24 protein-coding genes and 1 tRNA gene are annotated in these 24258 nt (G+C 67.7%); 16 read left to right on the plus strand and 9 right to left on the minus strand.

All coding sequences use genetic code 11. From position 1 onward, the window contains the following. Positions 1 to 4: 4 nt before the first annotated feature. From QTI05_RS17750 to QTI05_RS17770, 5 genes are read left to right on the plus strand one after another with little or no spacing between them, the layout of a single operon-like run. Positions 5 to 1045 (plus strand): aminotransferase class I/II-fold pyridoxal phosphate-dependent enzyme, encoded by a 1041-nt coding sequence (locus QTI05_RS17750; RefSeq protein WP_286620028.1) that lies wholly within the window; start codon positions 5 to 7, stop codon positions 1043 to 1045. Beyond that, on the plus strand, positions 1042 to 2505 hold the full coding sequence (locus QTI05_RS17755; RefSeq protein WP_286620029.1) for a cobyric acid synthase: 1464 nt from the start codon (positions 1042 to 1044) through the stop codon (positions 2503 to 2505). Before QTI05_RS17750 ends, QTI05_RS17755 begins: the two co-directional genes overlap by 4 nt. Next, the gene (cobT, locus tag QTI05_RS17760; protein ID WP_286620031.1) at positions 2502 to 3557 is read left to right on the plus strand and encodes a nicotinate-nucleotide--dimethylbenzimidazole phosphoribosyltransferase; all 1056 of its coding nucleotides are present in this window, start codon (positions 2502 to 2504) and stop codon (positions 3555 to 3557) included. Before QTI05_RS17755 ends, cobT begins: the two co-directional genes overlap by 4 nt. A 1-nt stretch (position 3558) precedes the next feature. After that, complete coding sequence (locus QTI05_RS17765; protein ID WP_286620033.1) at positions 3559 to 4359, plus strand: adenosylcobinamide-GDP ribazoletransferase; 801 nt, start codon at positions 3559 to 3561, stop codon at positions 4357 to 4359. Next, the gene (locus tag QTI05_RS17770; RefSeq protein WP_286620035.1) at positions 4356 to 4907 is read left to right on the plus strand and encodes a histidine phosphatase family protein; all 552 of its coding nucleotides are present in this window, start codon (positions 4356 to 4358) and stop codon (positions 4905 to 4907) included. The genes QTI05_RS17765 and QTI05_RS17770 overlap by 4 nt, the downstream gene beginning before the upstream one ends. Here QTI05_RS17770 and nth read toward each other — a convergent pair. Both nth and QTI05_RS17780 read right to left on the minus strand, forming a co-directional pair. After that, positions 4888 to 5544 (minus strand): endonuclease III, encoded by a 657-nt coding sequence (gene nth, locus QTI05_RS17775; RefSeq protein WP_286620037.1) that lies wholly within the window; start codon positions 5542 to 5544, stop codon positions 4888 to 4890. The genes QTI05_RS17770 and nth overlap by 20 nt on opposite strands. A 4-nt stretch (positions 5545 to 5548) precedes the next feature. Beyond that, complete coding sequence (locus QTI05_RS17780; RefSeq protein ID WP_286620039.1) at positions 5549 to 6889, minus strand: type II toxin-antitoxin system HipA family toxin; 1341 nt, start codon at positions 6887 to 6889, stop codon at positions 5549 to 5551. Positions 6890 to 6949: 60 nt separating this feature from the next. On the opposite strand from QTI05_RS17780, the gene QTI05_RS17785 reads away from it, so the two are divergent. Continuing rightward, positions 6950 to 8137: an aminotransferase-like domain-containing protein gene (locus QTI05_RS17785; protein WP_286543441.1), complete on the plus strand. Its 1188-nt coding sequence runs from the start codon at positions 6950 to 6952 to the stop codon at positions 8135 to 8137. Here QTI05_RS17785 and QTI05_RS17790 read toward each other — a convergent pair. Beyond that, entirely contained in the window at positions 8134 to 8361 is a 228-nt protein-coding gene (locus QTI05_RS17790; protein ID WP_286543443.1) for a hypothetical protein, read from the minus strand. The genes QTI05_RS17785 and QTI05_RS17790 overlap by 4 nt on opposite strands. A gap of 56 nt (positions 8362 to 8417) precedes the next feature. Here QTI05_RS17790 and QTI05_RS17795 point away from each other — a divergent pair, with 56 nt between their 5' ends. Then, the gene (locus QTI05_RS17795) at positions 8418 to 8753 is read left to right on the plus strand and encodes a DUF6172 family protein (RefSeq protein WP_286620041.1); all 336 of its coding nucleotides are present in this window, start codon (positions 8418 to 8420) and stop codon (positions 8751 to 8753) included. Here QTI05_RS17795 and QTI05_RS17800 read toward each other — a convergent pair. Genes QTI05_RS17800 through mfd form a run of 3 tightly spaced genes read right to left on the minus strand, consistent with a single transcriptional unit; the run spans position 8750 to position 14012 of the window. Next, positions 8750 to 9826: an Ldh family oxidoreductase gene (locus QTI05_RS17800; protein ID WP_286620043.1), complete on the minus strand. Its 1077-nt coding sequence runs from the start codon at positions 9824 to 9826 to the stop codon at positions 8750 to 8752. The genes QTI05_RS17795 and QTI05_RS17800 overlap by 4 nt on opposite strands. Further along, the gene (serB, locus tag QTI05_RS17805) at positions 9823 to 10533 is read right to left on the minus strand and encodes a phosphoserine phosphatase SerB (RefSeq protein ID WP_286620044.1); all 711 of its coding nucleotides are present in this window, start codon (positions 10531 to 10533) and stop codon (positions 9823 to 9825) included. The genes QTI05_RS17800 and serB overlap by 4 nt, the downstream gene beginning before the upstream one ends. Beyond that, the gene (gene mfd, locus QTI05_RS17810; protein WP_286620047.1) at positions 10530 to 14012 is read right to left on the minus strand and encodes a transcription-repair coupling factor; all 3483 of its coding nucleotides are present in this window, start codon (positions 14010 to 14012) and stop codon (positions 10530 to 10532) included. Before mfd ends, serB begins: the two co-directional genes overlap by 4 nt. Before the next feature lie 93 nt (positions 14013 to 14105). On the opposite strand from mfd, the gene ispD reads away from it, so the two are divergent. Both ispD and ispF read left to right on the plus strand, forming a co-directional pair. Beyond that, on the plus strand, positions 14106 to 14819 hold the full coding sequence (gene ispD / locus QTI05_RS17815; protein ID WP_286620049.1) for a 2-C-methyl-D-erythritol 4-phosphate cytidylyltransferase: 714 nt from the start codon (positions 14106 to 14108) through the stop codon (positions 14817 to 14819). Next, the gene (gene ispF, locus QTI05_RS17820) at positions 14816 to 15304 is read left to right on the plus strand and encodes a 2-C-methyl-D-erythritol 2,4-cyclodiphosphate synthase (RefSeq protein WP_286543457.1); all 489 of its coding nucleotides are present in this window, start codon (positions 14816 to 14818) and stop codon (positions 15302 to 15304) included. The genes ispD and ispF overlap by 4 nt, the downstream gene beginning before the upstream one ends. A gap of 10 nt (positions 15305 to 15314) precedes the next feature. On the opposite strand, the gene QTI05_RS17825 is transcribed toward ispF, so the two are convergent. Both QTI05_RS17825 and ompR read right to left on the minus strand, forming a co-directional pair. After that, a complete protein-coding gene (locus tag QTI05_RS17825; protein WP_286543643.1) occupies positions 15315 to 16715 on the minus strand; it encodes a sensor histidine kinase family protein in 1401 nt (466 codons plus the stop codon). A gap of 74 nt (positions 16716 to 16789) precedes the next feature. Further along, on the minus strand, positions 16790 to 17521 hold the full coding sequence (ompR, locus tag QTI05_RS17830) for an osmolarity response regulator transcription factor OmpR (RefSeq protein ID WP_286543459.1): 732 nt from the start codon (positions 17519 to 17521) through the stop codon (positions 16790 to 16792). A gap of 202 nt (positions 17522 to 17723) precedes the next feature. On the opposite strand from ompR, the gene QTI05_RS17835 reads away from it, so the two are divergent. Together QTI05_RS17835 and QTI05_RS17840 are read left to right on the plus strand one after the other, a co-directional pair. Continuing rightward, entirely contained in the window at positions 17724 to 18047 is a 324-nt protein-coding gene (locus QTI05_RS17835) for a hypothetical protein (protein ID WP_286657835.1), read from the plus strand. A 51-nt stretch (positions 18048 to 18098) separates the two neighbouring features. Then, positions 18099 to 18794 (plus strand): SIMPL domain-containing protein, encoded by a 696-nt coding sequence (locus QTI05_RS17840; protein ID WP_286543463.1) that lies wholly within the window; start codon positions 18099 to 18101, stop codon positions 18792 to 18794. A 122-nt stretch (positions 18795 to 18916) separates the two neighbouring features. On the opposite strand, the gene QTI05_RS17845 is transcribed toward QTI05_RS17840, so the two are convergent. Then, a complete protein-coding gene (locus tag QTI05_RS17845) occupies positions 18917 to 19687 on the minus strand; it encodes a 3-hydroxybutyrate dehydrogenase (RefSeq protein WP_286620051.1) in 771 nt (256 codons plus the stop codon). A gap of 89 nt (positions 19688 to 19776) precedes the next feature. Between QTI05_RS17845 and QTI05_RS17850 the strand changes: the two genes are divergently transcribed. The 5 genes from QTI05_RS17850 (at position 19777) to phaR (ending at position 24255) form a co-directional block, all read left to right on the plus strand. Then, positions 19777 to 20733: an alpha/beta fold hydrolase gene (locus tag QTI05_RS17850; protein WP_286620052.1), complete on the plus strand. Its 957-nt coding sequence runs from the start codon at positions 19777 to 19779 to the stop codon at positions 20731 to 20733. Positions 20734 to 20759: 26 nt separating this feature from the next. After that, entirely contained in the window at positions 20760 to 22964 is a 2205-nt protein-coding gene (locus tag QTI05_RS17855) for a RelA/SpoT family protein (protein ID WP_444812934.1), read from the plus strand. A gap of 46 nt (positions 22965 to 23010) precedes the next feature. Further along, positions 23011 to 23087: transfer RNA gene (locus QTI05_RS17860), tRNA-Val, on the plus strand. A 125-nt stretch (positions 23088 to 23212) separates the two neighbouring features. Then, positions 23213 to 23602 (plus strand): hypothetical protein, encoded by a 390-nt coding sequence (locus QTI05_RS17865; RefSeq protein WP_286543469.1) that lies wholly within the window; start codon positions 23213 to 23215, stop codon positions 23600 to 23602. A 119-nt stretch (positions 23603 to 23721) separates the two neighbouring features. Then, complete coding sequence (gene phaR / locus QTI05_RS17870; protein WP_286543471.1) at positions 23722 to 24255, plus strand: polyhydroxyalkanoate synthesis repressor PhaR; 534 nt, start codon at positions 23722 to 23724, stop codon at positions 24253 to 24255. Positions 24256 to 24258 lie beyond the last annotated feature (3 nt).

Here is a 24258-nt window from a genome sequence, read left to right on the forward strand (position 1 = left end):
TGCCATGACCCTTCTACCGAATTCCTCCGACGCAGACCTGCGCGACAGCCACGGCGGCCCCGACGCGCAGGGGGTGCCACTGCATGATTTCTCGACCAACAGCAACGCGTGCGGCCCATGCCCGGCGATCCTCGAAGCGGTGCGGCAAGCCGATGCCTCGCGTTACCCCGATCCGCGCTACGGCGGGCTGCGCGCGCGGCTGGCCGAGTTCCATGGCGTGGCGGCGGAGCGCATCGTCTTTGCCGCGAGCGCGAGTGAATTGATCTTCCGGCTCACGGCGGCTGCGGCGCGGCGCGGTGCGAAGTCGGTGTGCCTGCCCGCGCATGGCTATGGCGACTACGCCCGGGCGGCGCAGGCCTGGGGTCTGCAGCCCGCACCGCCGGCCGAAGCGCGGCTGGTGTGGTGCTGCGATCCGTCCAGCCCGCTGGGCCAGGCGCAATCCGGCTTGACGGCCTCGATCGACGCACTCGCGGCCGACGCCGTCTGCGTGCTCGACCTCGCCTACGAGCCGTTGCGCCTCGATGGTGCGCTGGGGCTGGGCAGCGCGCAGCGCGACCGCGTCTGGCAGCTCTGGACGCCGAACAAGGCGCTCGGCCTCACGGGCGTGCGCGCTGCGTACGCGATCGCACCCGTGGATGCGGGGGACTGGGTCGACACGGTGGATGCGATGGCGCCGTCATGGCCGGTCGGCACGCATGGCGTGGCGCTGCTCGATGGCTGGACCTCGGCCGCCACGCAGCAATGGCTCGCCACCAGCCTGGTCACGCTGCGGGAATGGAAGGCGCGCCAGATCGTGCTGTGCGAACAGGAGTTCGGCTGGCGCTGCCTGCCCGGCGCGGCCAATTTCTTCTGCGCGCGCCCGCCGATGGACGACATCGCCGGTCTGTGCGCCGGCCTGCGAACGCAAGGCATCAAGCTGCGCGACACCACCTCGTTCGGCCTGCCGGGCCATGTGCGGCTGGCCGCGCTGCCGCCGGCCAGCGGCCAGGCGCTCGCGGACGCACTGCGCCGGATTGGCAAGGCGCCGACGACAATCCCCGAATGACGGCGAAATGTGTGATGGTGCTGGGCACGACCAGCGGCGCGGGCAAGAGCTGGCTCACCACCGCCCTGTGCCGCTGGCATGCGCGCCAGGGCCTGAAGGTGGCGCCGTTCAAGGCGCAGAACATGAGCAACAACGCGCGCGTGGTCACCGGCGGCGAGATCGGCAGCGCGCAGTACTTCCAGGCACTGGCGGCCCGCGCCATGCCCGACGTGCGCATGAACCCCTTGCTGCTCAAGCCCGAGCGCGACACGCACAGCCAGGTGGTGCTGATGGGGCAGGTGAGCGAGTCGCTCTCCGCGCTGCCGTGGCGTGGCCGTAGCGAGCGCGTCTGGCCGCTGATCGCGCAGGCGCTCGACGAACTGCGCGCGGAGAACGACGTGGTCGTGATCGAAGGCGCCGGCTCGCCGGCCGAGATCAACCTGATGGCCAGCGACATCGTCAACCTGCGCGTGGCACGCCATGCCGGAGCCCGCTGCCTGCTGGTGACCGACATCGACCGCGGCGGCGCATTTGCGCACCTCTACGGCACCTGGGCACTGCTGCCCGAAGAAGACCGGGCGCTGCTCGCAGGCTTCGTGCTGAACAAGTTTCGCGGCGATGCCGCGCTGCTCGCGCCGGCGCCGCAGATGCTGCAGCAGATGACGGGTGTGCCGACCGTGGCAACCCTGCCGATGTGGTGGCAGCACGGATTGCCCGAGGAAGACGGGGTGTTCGACGACCGCTCGCCCCCATCCCAGCCTTCCCCCGGCGGGGGAAGATGCCAGACCATTGCCGTCGTCGTGTACCCGCGCATCAGCAACCTCGACGAGTTCCAGCCGCTCAAGAACGTGCCCGGCGTGCAGTTGCGCTGGGTGCGCACTGCGGCCGATCTGGCCGATGCCGACACGCTGATCCTGCCCGGCTCCAAGCACACCAGCGGCGACCTGGCCTGGCTGCGCCAGCAGGGGCTGGATCGCGCCATCGCAGCACATGCGGCCCGCGGCGGGCGGGTGCTCGGCGTCTGCGGCGGGCTGCAGATGCTCGGCGAGGCGCTGATCGACCCGCACGGCATCGACGGCAACGGGCCGGGGCTCGGGCTGCTGCCGCTGGTCACGCGCTTCGAGCGCGACAAGACGGTGCAGCATCGCGTCGCGCGCTTCGGTGCGCTGACCGGGGCCTGGGCTGCCCTCTCCGGCATTGCCGTGGAGGGCTACGAAATCCACCACGGCCAGACGCTGGAACACAGCGCCATGGCTGCAGCCGGCGAGCATGCCCACGCCGCCATGCCCGACGGCCTGGCCTGGCAGAACGACGCGGGCAACGTGCTCGGCATCTACCTGCACGGCCTGTTCGAGGATCCGGCCGCGCTGCATGCGTTGTTCGGCGCCCGGGCACCCACACTTGATGGCGTGTTCGACGGCCTGGCCGACTACATTGATCAACACTTTGAACCGGGCGTACTGCGCTCGCTGACCGCATGACCTTTTCCGAGCTTTCTCCCGCTGTTCCCGAGGTTCCCGACCTGAGCGACGCTGCACTGACGCAGCGGCTGCAGCACATCCTGGACAACAAGACCAAGCCGGTCGGCGCGCTGGGCCAGCTCGAGGCGCTTGCGCTGCGCATCGGCTCCATTCTCGGCAGCGAGGCGCCCGCACTGGCCGCGCCGCAGATGCTGGTTTGCGCGGCCGACCATGGGCTGGCGGCGCGCGGCGTTTCGGCCTATCCGAGCGACGTGACCTGGCAGATGGTGCAGAACTTTCTGGCCGGCGGCGCGGCGGTGAGCGTGCTGGCGCGCCAGCACGGGCTGGCGCTCACGGTGGCGGATTGCGGCGTGCGGCACGAGTTTGCACCGCAGGCCGGCCTGGTCATTCGCAAGATCGGCCCGGGCACGGCAGATGCTTCGGCCGGGGCAGCCATGACCGCCGACCAATGCACCCAGGCGATCGCCAATGGCCGCGAGCTGGTGCGGGCGTTGCCTGGCAACGCGCTGTTGCTCGGCGAGATGGGCATCGGCAACACCTCGACCGCATCGATGTTGCTGGCACGGCTGGCGGGACTCGAGCTGGATGCCTGTGTCGGCGTCGGCACCGGGCTCGACGCGGCCGGCCTCGCGCGCAAGCGCACCGTGCTGGCCGGCGTGCTGGAACTGCACCGCGGCGCCACCTCGGCGCTCGACGCGCTCGCGGCCTTCGGCGGCTTCGAGATTGCGACGATGGTCGGCGCCGTGCTGCAGGCTGCGCAGGAGCGGCGTGTGATCGTGGTCGACGGCTTCATCACCGGCGCGGCCGTGCTGGTGGCGCACACGCTGCGGCCCAATGTGGTGCAGCGTTGCATCGCATCGCACGAGTCGGCCGAGCCGGGCCATGCGTTGCTGCTCGCGCACCTGGGCTTGCGGCCCCTGCTGCGGCTCGACTTGCGGCTGGGCGAAGGCTCGGGCGCTGCGCTGGCCTGGCCGCTGCTCGAATCGGCCTGCCGCATCCTGCGCGAGATGGCCAGCTTCGAAGCGGCCGGCGTTTCCCGTTCGGACGGGTGAGATGCTGACCAGCGGCCTGCGTCACTTCCTGCTCGCGCTGCAGTTCTTCACGCGCGTGCCGGTGACCGGGCGGCTCGCGCAATGGGTCGGCTTCAGTCCGCAGATGCTGCGCTCGAGCGCAGCGCATTTTCCAGGCGTGGGCTGGCTGGTGGGCGGGGTCGCGGCAGCCGTGTTCGTCGTCGCGCAGGCGGGCTTGCCCGGCGTCGCAGGCGCAGTTGTCGCGGCGCTGCTGAGCACCATTGCCACGGTGCTGCTGACCGGCGCCTTTCACGAAGACGGGCTGGCCGACGTGGCCGACGGACTGGGCGGTTCGGCCGACCGCGCGCGGGCGCTGGAGATCATGAAGGACTCGCGCATCGGCGCGTTCGGCGCGATCGCATTGGTGCTGGCGCTGGGCCTCAAGATCGCGCTGCTCACCATGCTGGCGGGGCAGGGCGTCGAGGTGGCGGCCTGCGCCATCGTCAGCGCGCATGTGCTGTCGCGGCTGGCGCCTCTGTTCCTGATCCGCTGGCTGCCGTATGTGGGCGACAGTGGCGCGAGCAAGGCCAAGCCGCTGGCCGACGCGATCGGCGCGGGCGCCCTGTGGGTTGGTGTCTCGTGGTCGATTCCGGCTGCGGCACCCGTGCTGCTTGCGCAAGGCGGGGTCAAGACGGCGGCCATGGTGCTGGCCTGCGCGCTCGCCGCCGCCTTCATGGCGCGCCTGTTGCGACGCCGGCTGCAGGGTTTTACCGGCGACGGACTCGGCGCCACGCAGCAGGTGTGCGAGTTGTCTATCTACCTCGCGCTGGCGTGGCAGGCATGAAGCTCTGGCTGGTGCGCCATGCGCAGACCGACGCCGCTCCCGGCATCTGCTATGGCGTGACCGATGTGGGGGTGCCGGCCGACGCCACGTTGGCATTGGCGCAGCGCATCGCGCCGCTCATACCGGCCGGCAGCACGCTGAGCTGCTCGCCTTTGCGGCGGTGCGCCGAGCTGGCCCAGGCCATCGAGGCGCTGCGGCCCGAACTGCTCGCGCGCGCCGACACGAGGCTGGCCGAGATGGACTTCGGTGCCTGGGAGGGTTGCGAGTGGGAGTCCATTGCGCGCACCGAATTCGACGGCTGGATCGGCAACTTTGCCGATGGTCGACCGGGCGGCACCGGCGAGAGCACGCGCCATCTGATGCAGCGGGTGCGGGATGCCTTCGACGAATGGCAGCTCTCGGGGCGCGATGCGGTCTGGGTCACGCATGCCGGCGTGATGCGCTCGGTGCAGCTGCTGCAGCGCGGGGTGCTCAGCGTCGAGCGCGCCGATCAGTGGCCGGCCGCGCCGATCGCTTTCGGCGAGATCATCACGATCGAGCGGGTTTAGCGGGCGCCGGCGTCTTGGGCTTGTAGTCGCAGTACGGCGCCACGGCGCATTGCCAGCACTGCGGCTTGCGCGCGATGCACACGTAGCGGCCATGCAGGATCAACCAGTGGTGCGCATGCAGGCGGAATTCGGGCGGCACGCGCTTTTCGAGCTTGAGCTCGACCTCGAGCGGCGTCTTGCCCGGCGCCAGTCCCGTGCGGTTGCTCACCCGGAAGATGTGCGTGTCGACCGCCATGGTCGGCTCGCCGAAGGCCACGTTCAGCACCACGTTGGCGGTCTTGCGGCCGACGCCGGGCAGGGCCTCCAGCTCGGCCCGTGTGCGCGGCACCTCGCCGCCGTGCTGCTCTATCAGCATGCGGCAGGCCTCGATCAGGTGCTTGGCCTTGCTGCGGTAGAGGCCGATGGTCTTGATGTAGCTCTCCAGCCCTTCGACCCCCAGGTCGAAGATGGCCTGCGGCGTGTTCGCCACCGGGTAGAGCCTGCGCGTGGCCTTGTTCACGCCGACGTCGGTGGCCTGCGCAGAGAGCAGCACCGCGGCCAGCAGTTCGAACGGCGTGCTGTATTCGAGCTCGGTCTCGGGCGTCGGGTTGGCGGCCTGCAAGGTCGCGAAAAAGGGTGTGATGTCGGCTTTTTTCATGGGCTCAGTGCGCTGCTTCCAGGCGTCGAGCGGTGGTCTTGATGCCGTCGAAGATCGTGCCGGCAAGGTGCTCCGGAAAGCCGGCCGGCAACTGCGCCTGCACGCTCTGCAGCACGCCCGGCAGTTGCGCGATCAATTCGTCGCACAGCGCCTGCGCATCGCCCAGGCCCGCCAGTTTGGCGACGCCGTCCCAATGCAGGGCCTCGATATCCGCCAGGCCCCAGTGCGCGCTCCTGCTGCGCAAGGCCATCGCGAGCCTGGCCTTCTGCGGCGCGATCAGGTTGGCGCCCTGGCCGATCACGGGCCAGGCCGACAGCACGTCGTAGAACGGCGTGAGCCGATAGCCACCGCCGCGCTCCAGAAAGATCGAGAAGTTTTTCGCGTGGCCATCCGTCGCGGCGAGCAGCCAGAACACCATCTGCGCCTTGACGAATGCGCGCTTGTCGGCCGCGGCGTTGCTGCTGGCGTCCAGCACGCGCAGGATGTCGCGCATGCCGGGCCCGCCATCGGCTTCGTACTTTTGCGAACCCGGCACGCCGAGCGCCTGGCAGAAGTCTTCCTGCGGCAGCCGGGCGATCCATTCGGCGTCGCTGCCCATGGCTTGCGGCGCCCGGTCGAAGCGCTGCACCACCAGCGCCTTGCGCGCGCCGAAGGTCGCGATCTCGCAATGCGCCGTGGGCAGGCCGAAGGCGCTCATCACGCGCGAGCAGAGCCATTCGTTCTCGACCGAGTCGCGCATGTCGGCCTGCATGTTGCCGACCCGGCCGAGGGGCAGCTTGAGGATGTGTGTGGTCGGCGTGGCGTGCAGCGGGCGAAACCAGCGGCCCTCGCGCCGCAGCAGTGCGGTTTTTTCCTGTGCGCCGGCGATGGCGATGCGGGGTGCATGGCCGTCACGATCGGTGGTCAGCGAGGCATCAATGACGCGCTCGACACCCGCGTCGTCCAGTGGTTCGGCGTCGATGCGTTCAAAGCCGGTGGGTTGCAGCCCGGGGGGCAACAGCTGGACTGCGCCGACACATTCGTGGCCCAGCGTGCTCAGCAAGTCGAAGGAATCGGCGCCCGTCATGGCGATCTGGCTCTGCAGCCTGCGCCGCATGTCTTCGCTGTCCGGCAACAGGTTGTCGAAGTAGCTCTGCACGACCTGGCCGGCGTGGGCAACGTTGCCTTGCGTCAGCGGCAACGAGCGCGACAACGGCGTCGCTTCGGCCGAGCCGGCCCAGGCGTCTGCGTACTGGAAGCGGTGCACGCCTTCGCGCACAGACCATTCGCCGACAACATTGCCGTTGCTCCAGGCGACCAGTGGTTGCGGATGTCGCGCGCCGCGGCTTTTTTTGGGGGAGCTCATGGGCCCGTATTCTGCGTTGCCGCTTCATTGGACAATACGGCTCCAGAAAGTGAGATGTCCATGCAATTCGCCTCCCGCCTCGACAACGTCGAAACCTCCGCCATCCGCGAACTCTTCAAGCTGCTGGGCACGCCCGGCATCATCAGCTTTGCCGGGGGCTTTCCGGACAGCGCGATGTTCGACGTCGAGGGCCTGAAAGAAGCCAGCAACAAGGCGTTGACCGAGGAACCGGGCGGCGCACTGCAGTACGGTGCCACCGAAGGCTACGAGCCGCTGCGCACGCAGCTCAGCGCCTTCATGAAGGGCAAGGGCGTCGATGTCGAGCCGGGCGGCCTGATCGTCACCACCGGCAGCCAGCAGGCGCTCGACCTGCTGGGCAAGACGCTGATCTCGCCCGGTGACAAGGTCATTGTGGAAGGCCCGACCTTCCTTGCGACCATCCAGTGCTTTCGCCTGTACGGCGCGCAACTGATCAGCGCGCCGATCGATGCCAACGGCGTGAAGACCGACGAACTCGAAAAACTCATTGCCGAACACAAGCCGAAGTTCGTCTACCTGATCCCGACCTTCGGCAACCCGAGCGGCGCGATGCTGAGCCTGGAGCGCCGCAAGAAGGTGCTCGAGCTGGCCGTCAAGTACCAGACGCTGGTGGTGGAAGACGATCCCTACGGCGACCTGTACTTCGGCGAGGCGCCGCCGCCATCGATCATGGCATTGGCCAAGGACGTGCCGGGCGCGCGCGAGCTGGTCGCGCACTGCGGCTCGCTCAGCAAGGTGCTGAGCCCGGGCCTGCGCATCGGCTGGATGATCGCGCCGCCCGCGCTGCTGGCCAAGGCCACCATGTGCAAGCAGTTCAGCGATGCGCACACCAGCACCTTCGCGCAGGCGACCGCTGCGCAGTACCTCAAGAGCGGCCGCATGCCGGCCACGCTGGCCAACGTGCGCAAGGTCTACGGCGAGCGCGCGAAGGCGATGGGCGCGGCGCTCAAGCGCGAGCTCGGCGATGCGATTGCGTTCGAGCAACCGGGTGGCGGCCTGTTCTTCTGGGCGCGGCTCACGGGTGCGAACGGCAAGCTGGCCGATGCGAACGTGTTCGCCAAGAAGGCGATCGAACAGCTCGTGGCCTTCGTGCCCGGCGCGCCGTTCTTCGCCGAGAAGCCCGATGTGTCGACGCTTCGCCTGAGCTTTGCGACGGCCAACGTCGAGAAGATCGAAGAGGGCATCGCCCGGCTGGGCAAGGCGCTTTAAGGGGAGCGGTGCAGGCGCGGCGCCGACAGCAGCGCCAGGTTGTCGGCAATCGCGGTATCGACGTTGCGATATTTCCCGGTGAGGCGCGACAAGGTCATGATGGTTTGAAGGGCCTTCAGGTCTTTCACGCTTGGCGCGACCTTGATCTGCGCAATCGCGGCACTCGTGTTGCCGCCGTTGATGAGCGCCATCACCTTGCCTGCCCAGTCGTTTGCGCGTGCCATGTATTCACCTGCTTTCCGTTGAAGCATCGACTGTACACACGGCGTTAGGATCGACCATGCGCAAAACCTTTCAACTCCGCCCTGAAGGCAAGAACCCGGACCGCGTGCTCGAAGCGGTCAAACACGAGATCCGCAAGTACATCAAGCGTGAGCGCCGGCGCGTGCTGCCCGAAGGCGTGGACTACTGGGACTTCGACTGCAGGTTCGGTACCGCCGAAGAAGCCGCCGCCCCGGTGCATCTCAACGAGCTCACCGGACTGATGGATGCGGTAGCGAAGGCTGCCGGCCCGCAGTTCTATGTCGAGATCCTGGCCAAGCACGGGCACCGCAAGGCTCGGCCCGCAGAGGCCGCTGCCGACCCGCTGCAGGCGGATCCGGGCACGGCTACCTAGGCGGCCTGGAGGCGCGCGCTGGCCAGCGCCAGCCCGTGCCGTGCTTCCAACGGCTGCAGCGCGGCCGCAATCGAGGGGTGCAGGCGCACCCCGTTCTTTTTCTGCGCCTCGCGCCCCACGAGGCCGGCCTGGCCGGGCAGGCGCACCGGCTTCGCGGCGTCGACCGGCGTGTTGCTGCGGCATTGCTGCGCCACGTGGTCCATCTGGCGCAGGAAGGCTGCCTTGCCGCCGAACGCGTTCAGGTCGTGCAGCGTGATGTAGACGGTGGCGCCCCAGCCCTCGGGCGGATCGGCGCGGCCGTGGCCGGCGAGGCCGCCGGTCAGCGTGTCGACCAGCAGCGCCATGCCGTAGCCCTTGTGGCCGTGGCTGCGGCCACCGACCGGCAGCAACGTGCCGGGCGGCTGGTCGAACAGCACCTGAGGGTTGTTGCTGGGCCGGCCTTTCGCATCGATGAGCCACTCTTCGGCAAAGGTTTCGCCGGCCGCGCGCTTGCGGTTGCTCATGCCGTTGGTGGTGATGGAGGCCGAGATGTCGACCAGCACGCCGCCCTCGCTGAGCGGAAAGCCCATGGCCAGCGGGTTCGGCGTGAACACCGCCTGCGTGCCGCCGAACGGTGCGACGCTGGCCGTGTTGGGGTCAGAGCAGGCCAGCAGCATCAGCATGTCTTCCTGCAGCGCCCGAAGCATGTAGACCGCCAGGCAGGCGATGTGGTGGCTGCGGCGGATGACGAGCGCGGCGGTGCCCAGTTGGCGCGCACGCGGAATGAGCATGTCCATGCCCTGTTCGATGAGCCAGGGCCCGGGCAGGCGCATGCCGTCCCAGAGCACGGCAGCAGGCCGATCGGACAGCACCGCGGGCGCGCCGTCGCGCGTCATGCCGCCCGATTCGAGTTCCTTCACATAGCCGGCCAGCAGCGCGAGGCCATGGGTGTCGTGGCCCAGCAGGTCGCCTTCGACCAGCGTGCGGGCGACGGCACCGGCCATCGATGCGGCGAGGCCGGCCTTCTGCAGCAGCGCCTCGGCATAGTCGATCAGCGCATCGGGGCGGTAGAGCACAGCGGCTTCTTCGGTCATCGCACGATCTCCAGCAGGCGGTCGAGGCCGCCTTCGTTGATGGCCACCATGGCCTGTTCGCGCACCTTCGGCTTGGCGTGATAGGCGACCGAGAGGCCGGCTTCGGCCATCATCGGCAGGTCGTTGGCGCCGTCGCCCACGGCAATGGTCTCGGCCGGCGATATGCCGAGCAGCGAAGCCACTTCGAGCAGGGTGCGGCGCTTTTCGGCGCCGTCGCAGATGTCGCCCCACGACTGCACGACAACGCGGCCGGTGAGTTTTTCATCAGCCTCGTCGAGCAGGTTGGAGCGTGCGAAGTCGATGCCCAGGCGTTCCTTCACGCGATTGGCAAAGAAAGTGAAGCCGCCCGACACCAGCAGCACCTTGAGTCCGGCCGCCTTGCAGGCCGCGACCAGTTCGGCCGCGCCGGGGTTCAGGCGCAGGCGTTCGTCGTACACCTGCTGCAGCGACGCGACCGGCACGCCTTCGAGCAGCGCGACACGCCGGCGCAGGCTTTCCTTGAAATCCTTGATCTCGCCGCGCATCGTGGCCTCGGTGATGGCCGCCACCTCGGCCTTCTTGCCGACCGCATCGGCGATCTCGTCGATGCATTCGATGTTGATCAGCGTCGAGTCCATGTCGAATGCGATCAGCTTGAAGTCGGCGAGTTTCAGCGGCGGGGTGAAGCGCTGGACGACCAGGCCGGGTGCGAATTCAGAGGGGCTCATGCGGGCATCGGTTCCTGTACTTTGGGTTGGCCCAGGCTGCGCAGCACGTCGCGCACCATCTGTGCCCGGTCTTTGGGTTCTTTCAGTTCGCGCTCGATGCGCAGCTTCTCGTTGCCGGCCAGCTTGATGTGCTTGTTCTTCTGGATCAGGCTGATGATGTTCATCGCGTCGATCGGCGGATCCTTCCTGAAGGTGATGTGGATCACGCCCGGTGCCGCATCGACCTTGACCACGCCATAGGGCCGCGCCAGCACGCGCAGGCGGTGCACGTCGATCAGCGTTTGCGCCTGCGGCGGCAGCTTGCCGAAGCGATCGACGATCTCTTCGAGCAGGATGTCGATCTGGTCGGGCGTCTTCGCGGTTGCGAGTTTCTTGTAGAACGACAGGCGCAGGTGCACGTCGCCGCAGTAGTCGTCGGGCAGCAGGGCGGGTGCGTGCAGGTTGATCTCGGTCGTCGCGCTGAGCGGCGAGAGCAGGTCGGGCTCCTGCCCGGCCTTGAGCGCGCGCACCGCCTCGCCCAGCATCTCGTTGTAGAGCTGGAAGCCGATCTCCATCATGTTGCCGCTCTGGCTTTCGCCGAGCACCTCACCGGTGCCGCGGATCTCGAGGTCGTGCATCGCGAGGTAGAAGCCCGAACCGAGTTCTTCCATCTGCTGGATTGCTTCGAGCCGCTGCGAGGCGTGCTTGGTCAGGCCTTCGATGTCCGGCACCATCAGGTAGGCATAGGCCTGGTGATGGCTGCGGCCGACCCGGCCACGCAGCTGGTGCAGCTGCGCCAGGCCAAACTTGTCGGCGCGGCTCATCACGATGGTGTTGGCGGTCGGCACGTCGATGCCGGTCTCGATGATGGTCGAGCACAGGAGGATGTTGTAGCGCTGCGCGACGAAGTCGCGCATCACGCGCTCCAGCTCGCGCTCGGGCATCTGGCCGTGCGCCACCGCGATGCGCGCCTCGGGCAGGATCTCTTCGAGCTTCTGGCGCCGGTTCTGGATGGTCTCGACCTCGTTGTGCAGGAAGTAGACCTGTCCACCGCGCTTCAGCTCGCGCAGCACGGCCTCGCGGATCACGCCGTTGCCCTCGGTGCGCACGAAGGTCTTGATGGCGAGGCGACGCTGCGGCGCGGTCGCGATCACGCTCAGGTCGCGCAGGCCTTCGAGCGCCATGCCCAGCGTGCGCGGAATCGGCGTGGCGGTGAGCGTGAGCACGTCAACCTCGGCGCGCATCGCCTTCATCGCCTCCTTGTGGCGCACGCCGAAACGGTGCTCTTCGTCGATGATCAGCAAGCCGAGGTTCTTGAACCGGATCGACGGCGAAAGCAGCTTGTGCGTGCCGACCACGATGTCGATGGTGCCGTCGTCCAGCCCCTTCGCCGCCGCGGTGATCTCCTTGGCCGAGCGGAAGCGGCTCATCTCGGCGATCTTCACCGGCCACTTGCCGAAGCGGTCGACCAGCGTCTGGTAGTGCTGCTCGGCCAGCAGCGTGGTCGGCGCGAGGAACGCGACCTGCTTGCCGCCGGTCACGGCGATGAAGGCGGCGCGCAATGCGACTTCGGTTTTGCCGAAGCCCACGTCGCCGCACACCAGCCGGTCCATCGGCTGCGGCGAGATCATGTCCTGGATCACGGCATGGATGGCGGCCTTCTGGTCGGCCGTCTCCTCGAAGCCGAAGTCGTTGGCGAAGGTCTCGTAGTCGTGCGGCGAGTAGCGGAAGGCATGGCCTTCGCGCGCCGCGCGGCGCGCGTAGATGTTGAGCAGCTCGGCGGCCGAATCGCGCACTTGCTCGGCAGCCTTGCGCTTGGCCTTTTCCCACTGGCCGGAGCCGAGCTTGTGCAGCGGCGCCTCGTCGGCACTCACGCCGGTGTAGCGGCTCACCAGGTGGAGCTGGCTTACCGGCACGTAGAGCGTGGCCTTGTCGGCGTATTCGAGGTGCAGCATTTCCTGCAGCACGGGCGTGCCATCGGGGTTCTTGCCCTGGCCCAGATCCATGTTGATCAGGCCACGGTAGCGGCCGATGCCGTGCGCGGAGTGCACCACGGGGTCGCCGATGTTGAGCTCGCTCAAGTCCTTGATCAGCGCCTCGACGTCGCTGACCTGTTCCTGCTTCTTGTTGCGGCGCCGCGTGGTGGGCGCACTTGCGAACAGCTCGGTTTCGGTGACCAGGTCGATGCCGCCTTCGAGCCAGGCGAAGCCCGAGGCCAGCGCCGCGGTGGCGATGCCGATGCGTTCGCTGCCATCGGCTTCGAACTCGGCCAGCGAATCGAAGGCCGGCGGGCTGACACCGCTCGCGCGCAGGAAGTCGAGCAGGCTCTCGCGCCGCCCGGCGCTTTCGGCCAGCAGCAGCACGCGCTGCTGGGTGTTGCGCAGGTGGTCCTTCAGCCGGGTCAGCGGGTCTTCGGCGCCGCGCACCACGGCCATCGGCGGCAGCACGTCGAATTCGGCGAAGGGTGCAGCTTCGGCAGTGGCGCCGCGCAGCGCGAGCTGGGCATGCGGTTTGGCGCAGGCATAGAACTGCTCCGCATTGAGGAACAGTGCCTCGGGCGGCAGCGCCGGCCGCTCGGGGTCGCCCTGCACCAGCCGGTAGCGTTCGCGCGTGTCCTGCCAGAAATGCCGGAACGCGGGTTCCAGGTCGCCGTGCAGCACCACCGTGGCGTCGGTGCCGAGGTAGTCGAACACTGTGGCCGTTTCTTCGAAGAACAGCGGCAGGTAGTACTCGATGCCGGCGGTGGCGACACCGTTGCCCATGTCCTTGTAGATGCGGCTCTTGGTCGGGTCGCCCTCGAGCAGTTCGCGCCAGCGGCCGCGGAAACGGGCGCGCGCGTCGTCGTCCATCGGAAACTCGCGGCCCGGCAGCAGGCGCACTTCGGGCACCGGGTACAGGCTGCGCTGGGTGTCGGGGTCGAAGGTGCGGATCGAATCGATCTCGTCGTCGAACAGGTCGACGCGAAACGGCTGGGTCGAACCCATCGGAAACAGGTCGATCAGGCCGCCGCGCACCGCGTACTCGCCCGGGCTCACCACCTGCGTGACATGGCTGTAGCCGGCCAGCGTGAGCTGGGCCTTGAGCTTCGATTCCTGCAGCTTCTGCCGGGTCTTGAAGTGGAAGGTGTAGCCGGCCAGGAAGGCGGGCGGCGCGAGCCGGTAGAGCGCGGTCGTGGCCGGCACCAGCACCAGGTCTGCATCGTGCTGGCTGATACGCCACAGCGTGGCGAGGCGCTCGCTGATCAAGTCCTGGTGCGGCGAGAAGCTGTCGTAGGGCAGCGTCTCCCAGTCGGGAAACAGCGCGCAGCGCAGCCCGGGCGCGAAGAAGGTCAGCTCGTCGAGCAGCCGTTGCGCGTCGTTGGCATCGGCGGTGAACACCGCCACTGCGCGGCCAGCGAGCTTTTCGCGTTCGGCCAGGCGGGCCAGCAGCAGGGCATCGGCGGAAGAGGGCGGCCGCGGCAGCGTGAATCGTTTGCCGGCGACGAGGGGAGGGAGAACCATGGCTTTGTGCAGACAATGCAGAACACCCCGCGCCGGCTGGCGAGGGGTGTGCAAGGCCAATTCTAGAATGGCGCCCCATTCGCCGCTTCGTCCATGCCTCAATCCCGTGCCCGCCTGTTTGTCGTGATTCCCTGTGCGGGCTCCGGCAGCCGTGCGGGCAGCCGCGAGCCGAAGCAATACCGGCCGATCGCCGGCCTGGCGATGGTGGCGCACACGGTCGCGGTGTTTCGCGCGCTGGCCGGCCAGCTTGCCGGCCTGACGCTGGTGGTGTCCCCCGGCGACCAAGCGGTGCACGCCGCCTTGCCCGACTTTCCGCGCGTCGGCGAGCGACTGCTGCCCGAGGGTGGCGCCACGCGGGCCGCGACGGTGCTGGCCGGCTTGCGCGCGTTGCGCGCCGAGGGCGCCGCGGATACCGACTGGGCACTGGTGCACGATGCGGCGCGCTGCCTGGTCACGCCGGAGCAGGTCGAGGCGCTGATCGCCGCCTGCGAGCACGATGCCGTGGGCGGGCTGCTTGCGCACCGGCTTGCCGACACGCTCAAGTCCGCAGGCCCGGACGGCCGTGTGGCCGCAACGCTCGATCGCGGCGACAAATGGCTGGCCCAGACGCCGCAGATGTTTCGCATCGGCGCGCTGATCGACGCGCTGGAACGCGCCGGCGAGGGCGTGACCGACGAGGCCGGCGCGATCGAGGCGATCGGCCTGGCACCGCTGCTGGTGCCGGGCAGCGCACAGAACTTCAAACTCACCTACCCGGAAGACTTCGCGCTGGCGGAGGCCGTGCTGAAGGGGCGCACCGCACCATGACCACAGGTTTTCCATTCCGCATCGGCGAGGGCTGGGACGTGCACCAGCTCGTGGCCGGCCGCAAGCTGATCCTCGGCGGCGTCGAGATTCCGCACGTGACCGGCCTGCTCGGCCATTCCGACGCCGATGTGCTGCTGCACGCGATCACCGATGCGCTGCTCGGGGCGGCGGCGCTGGGCGACATCGGCCGGCACTTTCCCGACACGGATCCCGAATTCCGCGGCGCCGACTCGATCGTGTTGCTGGCGGAGGCTGCGCGCCGCGTTCGCGCACAGGGCTGGCAGATCGGCAATGTCGACAGCACCGTGATCGCGCAGGCGCCGAAGCTCGCGCCTCATATCGCGGCCATGTGCGCGCGCATTGCAGAGGCGTTGCGCATCGAGCCGGGCCAGGTCAATGTGAAGGCCAAGACCGCCGAGAAGCTCGGGCCGGTCGGCGAGGGTCGGGCGATGGAAGCACGCGCCGCCGTGCTGCTGTTCCGCTAGCGGCCTGCTGCTATTTGCCTTGGGGCGCGGAGGGCTTGACGCCCGCCGCACGCGGCATCCGGATGTGCGCCGCGAGGCCGCGGCCGGGGGTGCTGGTGAGCGCGAAGGTGCCGCCCATGCGGTCGATGTTCTTGGCCACGATCGACAGGCCCAGCCCGGCGCCCGCGGCCGAAGTCCGCGCTGCGTCGCCCCGAAAGAACGGTTTGGTCAATTGCGACAGCAGCGCAGGCGCCACGCCGGCGCCGTGGTCGCGCACCTTGATCAGCACCGCGTCGTTGTGCGCCTGGGCCTGGATGTTGATGTCGGCCACGCCGCTGGCGGGCGATTTGCCATAGCGCCGCGCGTTCTCGACCAGGTTGGAGATCACGCGCGTGAGTTCGACCTCATCGGCCATCACGGCCAGGTCGGACGCCACGTCGACCTTGATCTTTACGTCTTCGTGGTCCTGCACCGCGTAGGTGCAGGCGTCGATCACGTCGCGCAGGAGCACCGGCTTGAAGTCCACATGGTCGGGGCGCGCGTAGTCGAGGAACTTGTCGATGATGGCGTCGAGCTGCGCGATGTCTGCCGCCATGTGGTTGCGCGCGTCTTCATCTTCCACGCTCATCTCGGTTTCGAGCCGCAGCCGCGCCAGGGGCGTGCGCAGGTCGTGCGAGATGCCGGCCAGCATGATGGCCCGGTCCTGCTCGATCTTGGCCAACTGGTCGGCCATGCGGTTGAAACCGATGTTCACCGCGCGAATCTCGTTGGTGCGCGCGCGCTCGTCGAGCCGGTGCGCCTCGTACTCGCCGTCGCGCACCTCGCGCGCGGCGCGCGAGAGCTGGCTCAGAGGTCGGTTGATGAAGCGCGTGATCAGCGCGGCACCGGTCAGCGAAAGCGCCATCGCCGTGATCAGCCACACGAGCCAGGTGCGCCCGCCGACGCGGCTGAAGCGGGTCGGGTCGAGCAGCAGCCAGTAGTTGTCGCTTTCGATGGTGAAGCCGATCCAGAGGCCCGGCTCGTTGTTTACGCGGCTCGCGACGTTGGTGCCTTCACCGAGCTGGTCGATCAGCTCTTCGGTCACGCGTTGGTCAAGGGCGCCGGTGGTGTAGGCCTCGAAGCGGTCGTTCGGCTCGCGCGGCAGGATGCGCACGCCTTCCTGGTCGGCCAGCGTCTTGATCAGCGACACGCGGGTGATCGCGTCCGAGTACACCAGTGCCGCACGGGTCAGGTTGACCAGCGAGGCGATCTGGTGCGCGGTCTGGATCGCGCGCGGCTCGTACTCGAGCTGGCGGAACGTCTGCAGCCAGGCCACCGTGCTGCCGACCAGCAGCAGGGCGAGCAGGAAAAAGGTGCGCCAGAAGAGGCTGAAGCCGAGCTTGAGCCGCCTGCGGTTCCTGCTGGGGCTGCTGCCTTCGAGCGGGCTCGGCAACGTCAGCTGCGAGCTGTCCTCGGCCAGCGGGCTCGGCTGCGTCGTCTGGGGGCCGAACGCAGTGGACACCGGGTTCAGGTCGTGCCGTCCGGCACGAACACGTAGCCGACGCCCCAAACGGTCTGGATGTAGCGCGGCGCCGCGGCATCGGACTCGACCAGCTTGCGCAGCCGCGAGATCTGCACGTCAAGGCTGCGGTCGAAGGGTTCGAACTCGCGGCCGCGGGCCAGCTGGGCCAGCTTCTCGCGCGACAGCGGCTGGCGCGGATGGCGCACCAGCGCCTTCAGCATCGCGAACTCGCCGGTGGTTAGCGAGAGCTCTTCGCCGTCCTTGCGCAAGGTGCGCGAGCCGAGGTCGAAGCTGAAGGGGCCGAAGCTCACGGTTTCGTTGTCGGTTGAAGGGGCACCCGGCGCTTCGAGGGGTGGACGGCGGCGCAGCACGGCGTGCACACGCGCCAGCAGTTCGCGTGGATTGAATGGCTTGCCGAGGTAGTCGTCGGCGCCGACCTCGAGGCCGACGATGCGGTCGACGTCTTCGCCTTTGGCGGTGAGCATGATGATCGGCGTTCGGTCGTTGGCGGCACGCAGGCGGCGGCAGACCGAGAGGCCGTCTTCGCCCGGCATCATCAGGTCGAGCACGATCAGGTCAACCGTGTCGCGCAGCAGGATGCGGTTGAGCGCCTTGCCGTCTTCCGCAACGATCACCTCGAAACCTTCCTGCGTCAGGTAGCGGCGCAACAGGTCGCGGATGCGGGCGTCGTCGTCGACGATGACGATCTTGTCGGTGCGGGCAGGAACTTGATTCATTTCAACAACACTGAATTTGTAACAACGCCAATTCTGAATGCGTTGGTACGCCATTGAGCGGGTTTCGCCGCCGCGTTGACACTAAGTTACAAAACTTGCGGCCGCTCGCTTTAGCGCCACCATAGCGCCATGGCGAGGTGGCAGAGTGCATTGGTAACGACTGCCATCTGCAATGCGATCCATCCTCCGTACCCTGCCTTTAGTGCTTGCCAGTGTCTGCGCACCGTTGTGGGCAGCGCCCGAGGGCTACCTGCGAATCAGTGATCAGCAGCGCAACGAACTGCGCGGTGCAGTCGAGGGGCATCGCGCCGCCAGGCGTGACGAGGTGCAGCGCGAAGACGCCGCAGCCGGTCGGCGTCTGACGGCAGCCGAGCGGCTCGAGTTGCGCGAGCAATTGCGGCGCCAATGGCGGGAATCGTCGGCCGCGCTGCATTCGGCAGAATCGCAACCGGCCGAACGCATGGTGCCGGTGCCCGTTGCCGATGCCCTGCCGACGCGGCCCGCGGCACGCAGCCAGCGCCCGTGAGTCGGGTGCCCTTGGGGCACCCGCACCTTCCCTTTCATCGAAAGACTTGATTTGAATGCTATTAAATTCATAGCGTCCTGCGCGCTGTTGGCAGGCGCGGGCGCTGTTCTTGCCCAGAATCCCCCGCCGCAGAACGTGCTGCAGCTGTCGGCCAGCGGCACGGTCGAGGTGCAACAGGATCTGCTCAGCATGACGTTGTCCACCACGCGCGACGGCACCGACGCCGCTGCCGTGCAGAGTCAACTCAAGGCTGCGCTCGATACCGCACTGACCGAGGCACGCAAGACCGCCCAGCCCGGCCAGCTCGATGTGCGCACCGGCAATTTCAGCCTGGTACCGCGCTACACCCGTGAGGGCAAGATCAACGGCTGGCAGGGCTCGACCGAACTGGTGCTCGAAGGCCGCGACTTCCCGCGCATCACCCAGGCGGCCGGGCGCATCACCACGCTCAATGTCGGCAACGTCGGCTTCGCCCTGAGCCGGGAGCAGCGCACCAAGGTCGAGGTCGAAGCGCAGACGATCGCGATCGACGCGTTCAAGCAGAAAGCCGGCGAACTTGCCAAGGGCTTCGGCTTCGGCGGCTACACGCTGCGCGAGGTGTCGGTCAATTCGAACCAGGGAGACCCCGGCCGGCCGCGCATGATGGCGGCGCAGGCCAAGTCGTTCTCGTCCGATGCGGCAGTGCCGGTCGAGGCCGGCAAGACCAGCGTGGTCGTCACCGTCTCCGGCTCAGTCCAACTGAAGTAAGCACCTGGCACCGGACCCCTTCGTGGAACACCGCGGAACCGGCTCCGCCGGTCCGCCGGTGTTGCCCCCGGTCAGGGGGAAGGCGAAGCGACACGCAGTGCGCGAAGCCTGGGGGCGAGCAACTACTGCGCCGTCCAGCCGCCATCCATGGCCCAGGCCACGCCGCGGACTTGATCGGCGGCAGGCGAGCATAGGAAGACCGCCAGGCCGCCCAGTTGCTCCACGGTCGTGAACTGCAGCGAAGGCTGCTTCTCGCCGAGCAATTCATTCTGGGCCTGCAGTGCAGAAATGCCTTCACGCGCGGCGCGGTCGTCGATCTGCTTTTGAACCAGTTGCGTCAGCACCCAGCCCGGACAGATCGCATTGCTCGTGATGCCCGTGGTCGCGGTTTCGAGCGCGACCGACTTCGTGAGTCCGACGATGCCGTGCTTGGCCGCGACGTAGGCCGATTTCTGGGCCGAAGCGACCAGGCCGTGAGCCGAGGCGACGTTGATGATGCGGCCCCAGTTGGCCGCGCGCATGGCCGGCACCGCGAGCCGCGTGGTGTGAAAGGCGCTGGTGAGGTTGATCGCGATGACGGCGTCCCAGCGCTCGGGTGGAAAGTCTTCCACCTTCGCCACATGCTGGATGCCGGCGTTGTTGACCAGGATGTCGACGCGGCCGAACTTCGAGGCCGCGAACTTCATCATGTCCTCGATCTGCTCGGGCTTGCTCATGTCGGCACCGTGGTACGCGGCCTGCACGCCGAGCGCGGTGATCTCGGTCTGCGGCCCTTCGGCGTCGCCGAAACCGTTGAGAACAAGATTTGCACCCTGTTGTGCAAGTGCCTTGGCAATGGCCAGGCCGATGCCGCTGGTGGAGCCTGTCACGAGGGCGGTTTTGCCTTTGAGCATATGGATGAATCTCCGAATGAATTAGGATGCAATGCGACCATTATCCGCAGCCGCAACGGCGCCCCTCGCAGCCGGATCGGCTTCTTTCCATGACTGAACCCACCCTTCATTTCACCCCCTGCGAAGATGCCGCCGGCGGCCACCGCATGGCCTGGTGGCAGTGGGGTGACGCGGCCGCTTCACGCGTGGTGGTGTGCGTGCACGGGCTGACGCGGCAGGGCCGCGATTTCGACGAACTGGCCAAGGCACTGGTGGTGCGCGCCGGCGGCAGCGTGCGCGTGGTGTGCCCCGACGTGGTCGGGCGCGGGCAGAGCGACTGGCTGCGCGATCCCGCCGGCTACCAGATCCCGTTCTATGCGGCCGACATGCTGGCGCTGCTGGCGCAATTGCACCGGGAGCAGCCGATAGCCACGCTCGACTACGTGGGCACCAGCATGGGCGGGCTGATCGGCATGGTGCTCGCGGGCAATCGCGAGCTGCCGCTGCCGGCCCCGATCCGCCGGCTGGTGCTCAACGACGTCGGCCCGGCGCTCGATCCCGATGCGCTGCGCCGCATCGGCGCCTATGTGGGGCAGGGCGGTCGCTATGCGTCGATGGCCGATGCGGCTGCTGCGCTGTGGTCGCTCTCGGCCACGTTCGGCCCGCATACTTCCGCGCAATGGGCCGAACTCTCGCGCCACATGGTGGCGCCGTCCGCGCAACGCAATGCCGATGGCAGTGGCAAGGTCGACGCCGACGCTGCGCCGGGCGATGGCCCGTTCGTGCTGCACTACGACCCGGCGATTGCCGTGCCCCTGCGCGCGTTCACCCCCGAATCGACGGCCCAGGCCGAAACCGTGATGTGGGCGCTGTATGACGCGATCACGGCCCAGACCCTGCTGCTGCGCGGCGCGCAATCGGACTTGCTGCGACCGGCCACGGCGGTGGCCATGACGCAGCGCGGGCCACGCGCCACCCTGGTCGAGTTCGAAGGCGTGGGCCACGCGCCGACCCTGGTCGTACCGGATCAATACGGCGCAATCACCTCATTTTTGTTTTCCCCGTGAAGCGTGAACTCTCCAGCCCCTCGTCCTTGAAATTGTCGGAGCCCGTGGTCGACTACCCGCTGTCGGCCGCCACGGCCGACAGCACGCCGGTGCAGGCCAACATGCTGGCGCGCGCACGTGCGTTCGCGGAGCCGCTGATCGCCGATGAAACCCTGGACACCGGCGAAAACACACTGGGCCATGCCGACGCGGTGGCCGCGATCGTGGCTGCGATGGGTGGCTCCGAAGCAATGCAGGCGGCGAGCTACCTGGTCTATTCGTGCCAGCACCTGAACCGACCGCAGGAGGTGATCGCCAAGGTGTTCGGCGACAACTTTGCGGCGCTGGCGGTGGAGACCACCAAGCTGGTCTATGTGCAGCAGCAGACGCGCACCGCCGCGGCCGGCTCGCACACCGACGGTGCCGGCAACCAGACCGAGAACGTGCGCAAGATGCTGCTGGCGTTCTCGCGCGATCTGCGCGTGGTGATGCTGCGGCTCGCTTCGCGGCTGCAAACGCTGCGTCACGCGGCCGCGGCCAAACAGCCGGTGGCCGAGAACGTGGCTCGCGAGTCGCTGCAGGTCTTCGCGCCACTCGCCAACCGGCTCGGGATCTGGCAGGTCAAGTGGGAGATCGAAGACCTCTCGTTCCGCTTTCTCGAACCCGAAACCTACCAGCTGATTGCGCGGCTGCTCGACGAAAAGCGCACCGAGCGCGAAGGCCACATCGAGCAGTTGCGCTCGCAGCTCGAGCAGGATCTGGCAAGCCAGGGCGTGCGTGCCACGGTGCAGGGCCGCCCGAAGAACATTTACAGCATCGTCAAGAAGATGCGCGGCAAGTCGCTCGACTTTGCGCAGGTGTTCGACATCCTCGCGCTGCGCGTGATCGTGCAGGACGTGAAGGACTGCTACGCCGCGCTGGCCTGGGTGCATTCGCACTTCCAGCCGATCGACGAGGAGTTCGACGACTACATCGCCCGGCCCAAGGCGAACGGCTACCAGTCGCTGCACACCGTGGTGCGCGAAATGGCCGATGGCCGGGCCGGCAAGCCGATCGAGATCCAGATCCGCACCGAACAGATGCACGATCACGCCGAGCACGGCGTGGCCGCGCACTGGGCCTACAAGGAAGCCGGGCCCAAGGGCTACGCCGGCGTATGGGCCGGCGGCGAGTACGACGCCAAGATCGCGGTGCTGCGCCAGTTGCTGGCCTGGGAGCGCGATCTGTCGGACGGCCAGCAGGGCCAGGGGCTTTTCGACGACCGAATTTATGTCTTGACGCCGGACGCCGCGATCGTGGAGTTGCCCCAGGGCGCCACTGCGGTCGACTTCGCCTACACCGTGCACACCAGCCTGGGCCATCGCTGCCGCGGCGCACGCATCGACGGCGCCATGGTGCCGCTCAACACGCCGCTGCAGAACGGGCAGACCGTCGAGATCATCGCGGCCAAGGAAGGCGGCCCGTCGCGCGACTGGCTCAATGCCGAGCTGGGTTACCTGGTGAGCCACCGGGCACGTGCCAAGGTACGTGCCTGGTTCAATGCGCAGGTCACGCACGAAACCGTGGCGCGCGGACGCGAGGCGGTCGAAAAGTTGCTGCAGCGCGAAGGCAAGACGGCGCTCAAGCTCGATGATCTCGCGTCGCGGCTCGGCTTCAAGTCGGCCGACGACCTGTTCGAGGTGGTGGGCAAGGACGAGTTCTCGTTGCGCAATATCGAGACGCTGCTGCGGCCGCCCGAACCAGCGCCAGGCCCCGATGACGGGGTGCTGATCCGCAAATCCCGCGCGACCGAAAAGGGGGTGCAGGGCGGCGTGCTGGTGGTCGGCGTGTCGTCGCTGATGACGCAGCTGGCCAAGTGTTGCCGACCGGCGCCGCCCGACGCGATCGGCGGCTTCGTCACGCGCGGCCATGGCGTCAGCATCCATCGTGTCGACTGCAGCAACTTCCGCACGATGGTTTCGCAAAGCGCCGAGCGCGTGATCGAGGTCGAATGGGGCGCCAAGAAGGGCGAGGAAGGCGCGGTCTACGCGGTCGACGTGGCGGTAGAGGCGCTGGATCGTCAGGGCCTGTTGCGCGACATCTCCGAGGTTTTCGCACGCGAAAAGATGAACGTCATCGGCGTGCAGACCCAGTCGGTCAAGGGCACCGCGTGGATGACCTTCACCATCGAAATCGCCGACGCGGCGCGGCTGGCGCAGGTTCTGCGCATCGTGGGCGCCGTGGAGGGCGTACGCCATGCCCGCCGCCGCTGAGCGGAATGCCGCCAAACCACTGCTATAATCTGAGGCTGCACACATCAGGCCCATAGCTCAGCTGGTTAGAGCGCTTCCTTGACATGGAAGAGGTCGGCGATTCGAATTCGTCTGGGCCTACCAAATACGCGTGAACAACGTGAACAAAAGCCACTCGTTAGAGTGGCTTTTTTCTTGGCTCGACGATCGGGCTACGCCATCCGTAGGAGGCGACAGTTGATTCAAATGTGTTAACTTGTGTGCCTGCCGTGACAACCCCGACCCCCATCGACCTCCTGCATCCGCCGCCGCTCGATCCGGCGGTCGAAGAATTGCGGCTGGCGTCCCTGCTGCGCCAGGCGCCGCTCGAGTTTGCGCGCGTGGTCTATGGGCTGAACGACCGCGCCAGCGGGCGCGCCGGCACCATGGCGGCCGAAGAAGTGGCGCGCACGGTGCGCCAGGGCTCGCCGGTCACGCGGGAACGTGCCGAACAGCGCGCCCGGGCGTATTTGCCCGTGGCGGGCCATGAGCACTGCCCGCGCTGCTGGGTTTTCAATGGCATCAAGAGTCCGCTGCATTACCGCGATGCGAACGACGAGCGCCCCGAAACTGCAACCTGCAAGGTCTGTGGCGCCGAATACACCAGTTCGCTGGAATAGCGCGGGCGCCGCCCGGCGCGCAAGCGCGGCACCGGTCAGGGTAAACCTTGGCGCGGTGCAGCAAAACCGCTCCCTAGAATGCCTCGGGCGCGATCGCGTCCCCAAGTGAAGGAGTCCCATTGCAGAGCAAGAAAGTCGGCGCCAAGCCGGCCCTCCGGGTGATCAAGAAGTACCCGAACCGAAGGCTGTACGACACCGACACTTCGACCTACATCACGTTGGCCGAGGTCAAGCAACTGGTCATGTCGAAGGCGGCGTTCGTGGTTCGCGACGCCAAGTCCGGTGACGACCTGACGCGCAGCATCCTGCTGCAGATCATCCTGGAAGAAGAGGCCGGCGGCGCGCCGATGTTCACCGAGCAGGTGCTGGCCAGCATCATCCGTTTCTATGGCCAGGCGATGCAGAGCTACATGGGCCCCTACCTCGAAAAGAACATCCAGGCGATGACCGAGGTGCAGGCCCAGCTCAGCGAAAAGGCCGAAGGCCTGACGCCGGAAATGTGGTCGCACTTCATGACCGCGCAGTCGCCGGTGTTGCAGGGCCTGATGGGTAACTACGTCGAGCAATCCAAGACCGTGTTCCTGCAGATGCAGGAGCAAATGAAGAAGAACACCGAACAGGTTCTGGGCGCATTTGGCCTCAAGCGACCCTGAGGC

The organism is Variovorax fucosicus (assembly GCF_030316825.1).
Taxonomy (GTDB): Bacteria; Pseudomonadota; Gammaproteobacteria; order Burkholderiales; family Burkholderiaceae_C; genus Variovorax; species Variovorax fucosicus.

Bases quoted from the DNA above. Each gene is read 5' to 3' on its own strand.
- QTI05_RS17755 (WP_286620029.1), top strand. From the start codon at position 1,042: ATGACGGCGAAATGTGTGATGGTGCTGGGCACGACCAGCGGCGCGGGC.
- QTI05_RS17850 (WP_286620052.1), top strand. From the start codon at position 19,777: ATGACTGAACCCACCCTTCATTTCACCCCCTGCGAAGATGCCGCCGGC.
- nth (WP_286620037.1), bottom strand. From the start codon at position 5,544: ATGAAAAAAGCCGACATCACACCCTTTTTCGCGACCTTGCAGGCCGCC.
- ompR (WP_286543459.1), bottom strand. From the start codon at position 17,521: ATGAATCAAGTTCCTGCCCGCACCGACAAGATCGTCATCGTCGACGAC.
- QTI05_RS17765 (WP_286620033.1), top strand. From the start codon at position 3,559: ATGCTGACCAGCGGCCTGCGTCACTTCCTGCTCGCGCTGCAGTTCTTC.
- QTI05_RS17845 (WP_286620051.1), bottom strand. From the start codon at position 19,687: ATGCTCAAAGGCAAAACCGCCCTCGTGACAGGCTCCACCAGCGGCATC.
- ispF (WP_286543457.1), top strand. From the start codon at position 14,816: ATGACCACAGGTTTTCCATTCCGCATCGGCGAGGGCTGGGACGTGCAC.
- mfd (WP_286620047.1), bottom strand. From the start codon at position 14,012: ATGGTTCTCCCTCCCCTCGTCGCCGGCAAACGATTCACGCTGCCGCGG.
- QTI05_RS17780 (WP_286620039.1), bottom strand. From the start codon at position 6,889: ATGAGCTCCCCCAAAAAAAGCCGCGGCGCGCGACATCCGCAACCACTG.
- QTI05_RS17750 (WP_286620028.1), top strand. From the start codon at position 5: ATGACCCTTCTACCGAATTCCTCCGACGCAGACCTGCGCGACAGCCAC.
- serB (WP_286620044.1), bottom strand. From the start codon at position 10,533: ATGAGCCCCTCTGAATTCGCACCCGGCCTGGTCGTCCAGCGCTTCACC.
- QTI05_RS17790 (WP_286543443.1), bottom strand. From the start codon at position 8,361: ATGGCACGCGCAAACGACTGGGCAGGCAAGGTGATGGCGCTCATCAAC.
- QTI05_RS17795 (WP_286620041.1), top strand. From the start codon at position 8,418: ATGCGCAAAACCTTTCAACTCCGCCCTGAAGGCAAGAACCCGGACCGC.
- ispD (WP_286620049.1), top strand. From the start codon at position 14,106: ATGCCTCAATCCCGTGCCCGCCTGTTTGTCGTGATTCCCTGTGCGGGC.
- QTI05_RS17785 (WP_286543441.1), top strand. From the start codon at position 6,950: ATGCAATTCGCCTCCCGCCTCGACAACGTCGAAACCTCCGCCATCCGC.
- QTI05_RS17770 (WP_286620035.1), top strand. From the start codon at position 4,356: ATGAAGCTCTGGCTGGTGCGCCATGCGCAGACCGACGCCGCTCCCGGC.
- QTI05_RS17800 (WP_286620043.1), bottom strand. From the start codon at position 9,826: ATGACCGAAGAAGCCGCTGTGCTCTACCGCCCCGATGCGCTGATCGAC.
- cobT (WP_286620031.1), top strand. From the start codon at position 2,502: ATGACCTTTTCCGAGCTTTCTCCCGCTGTTCCCGAGGTTCCCGACCTG.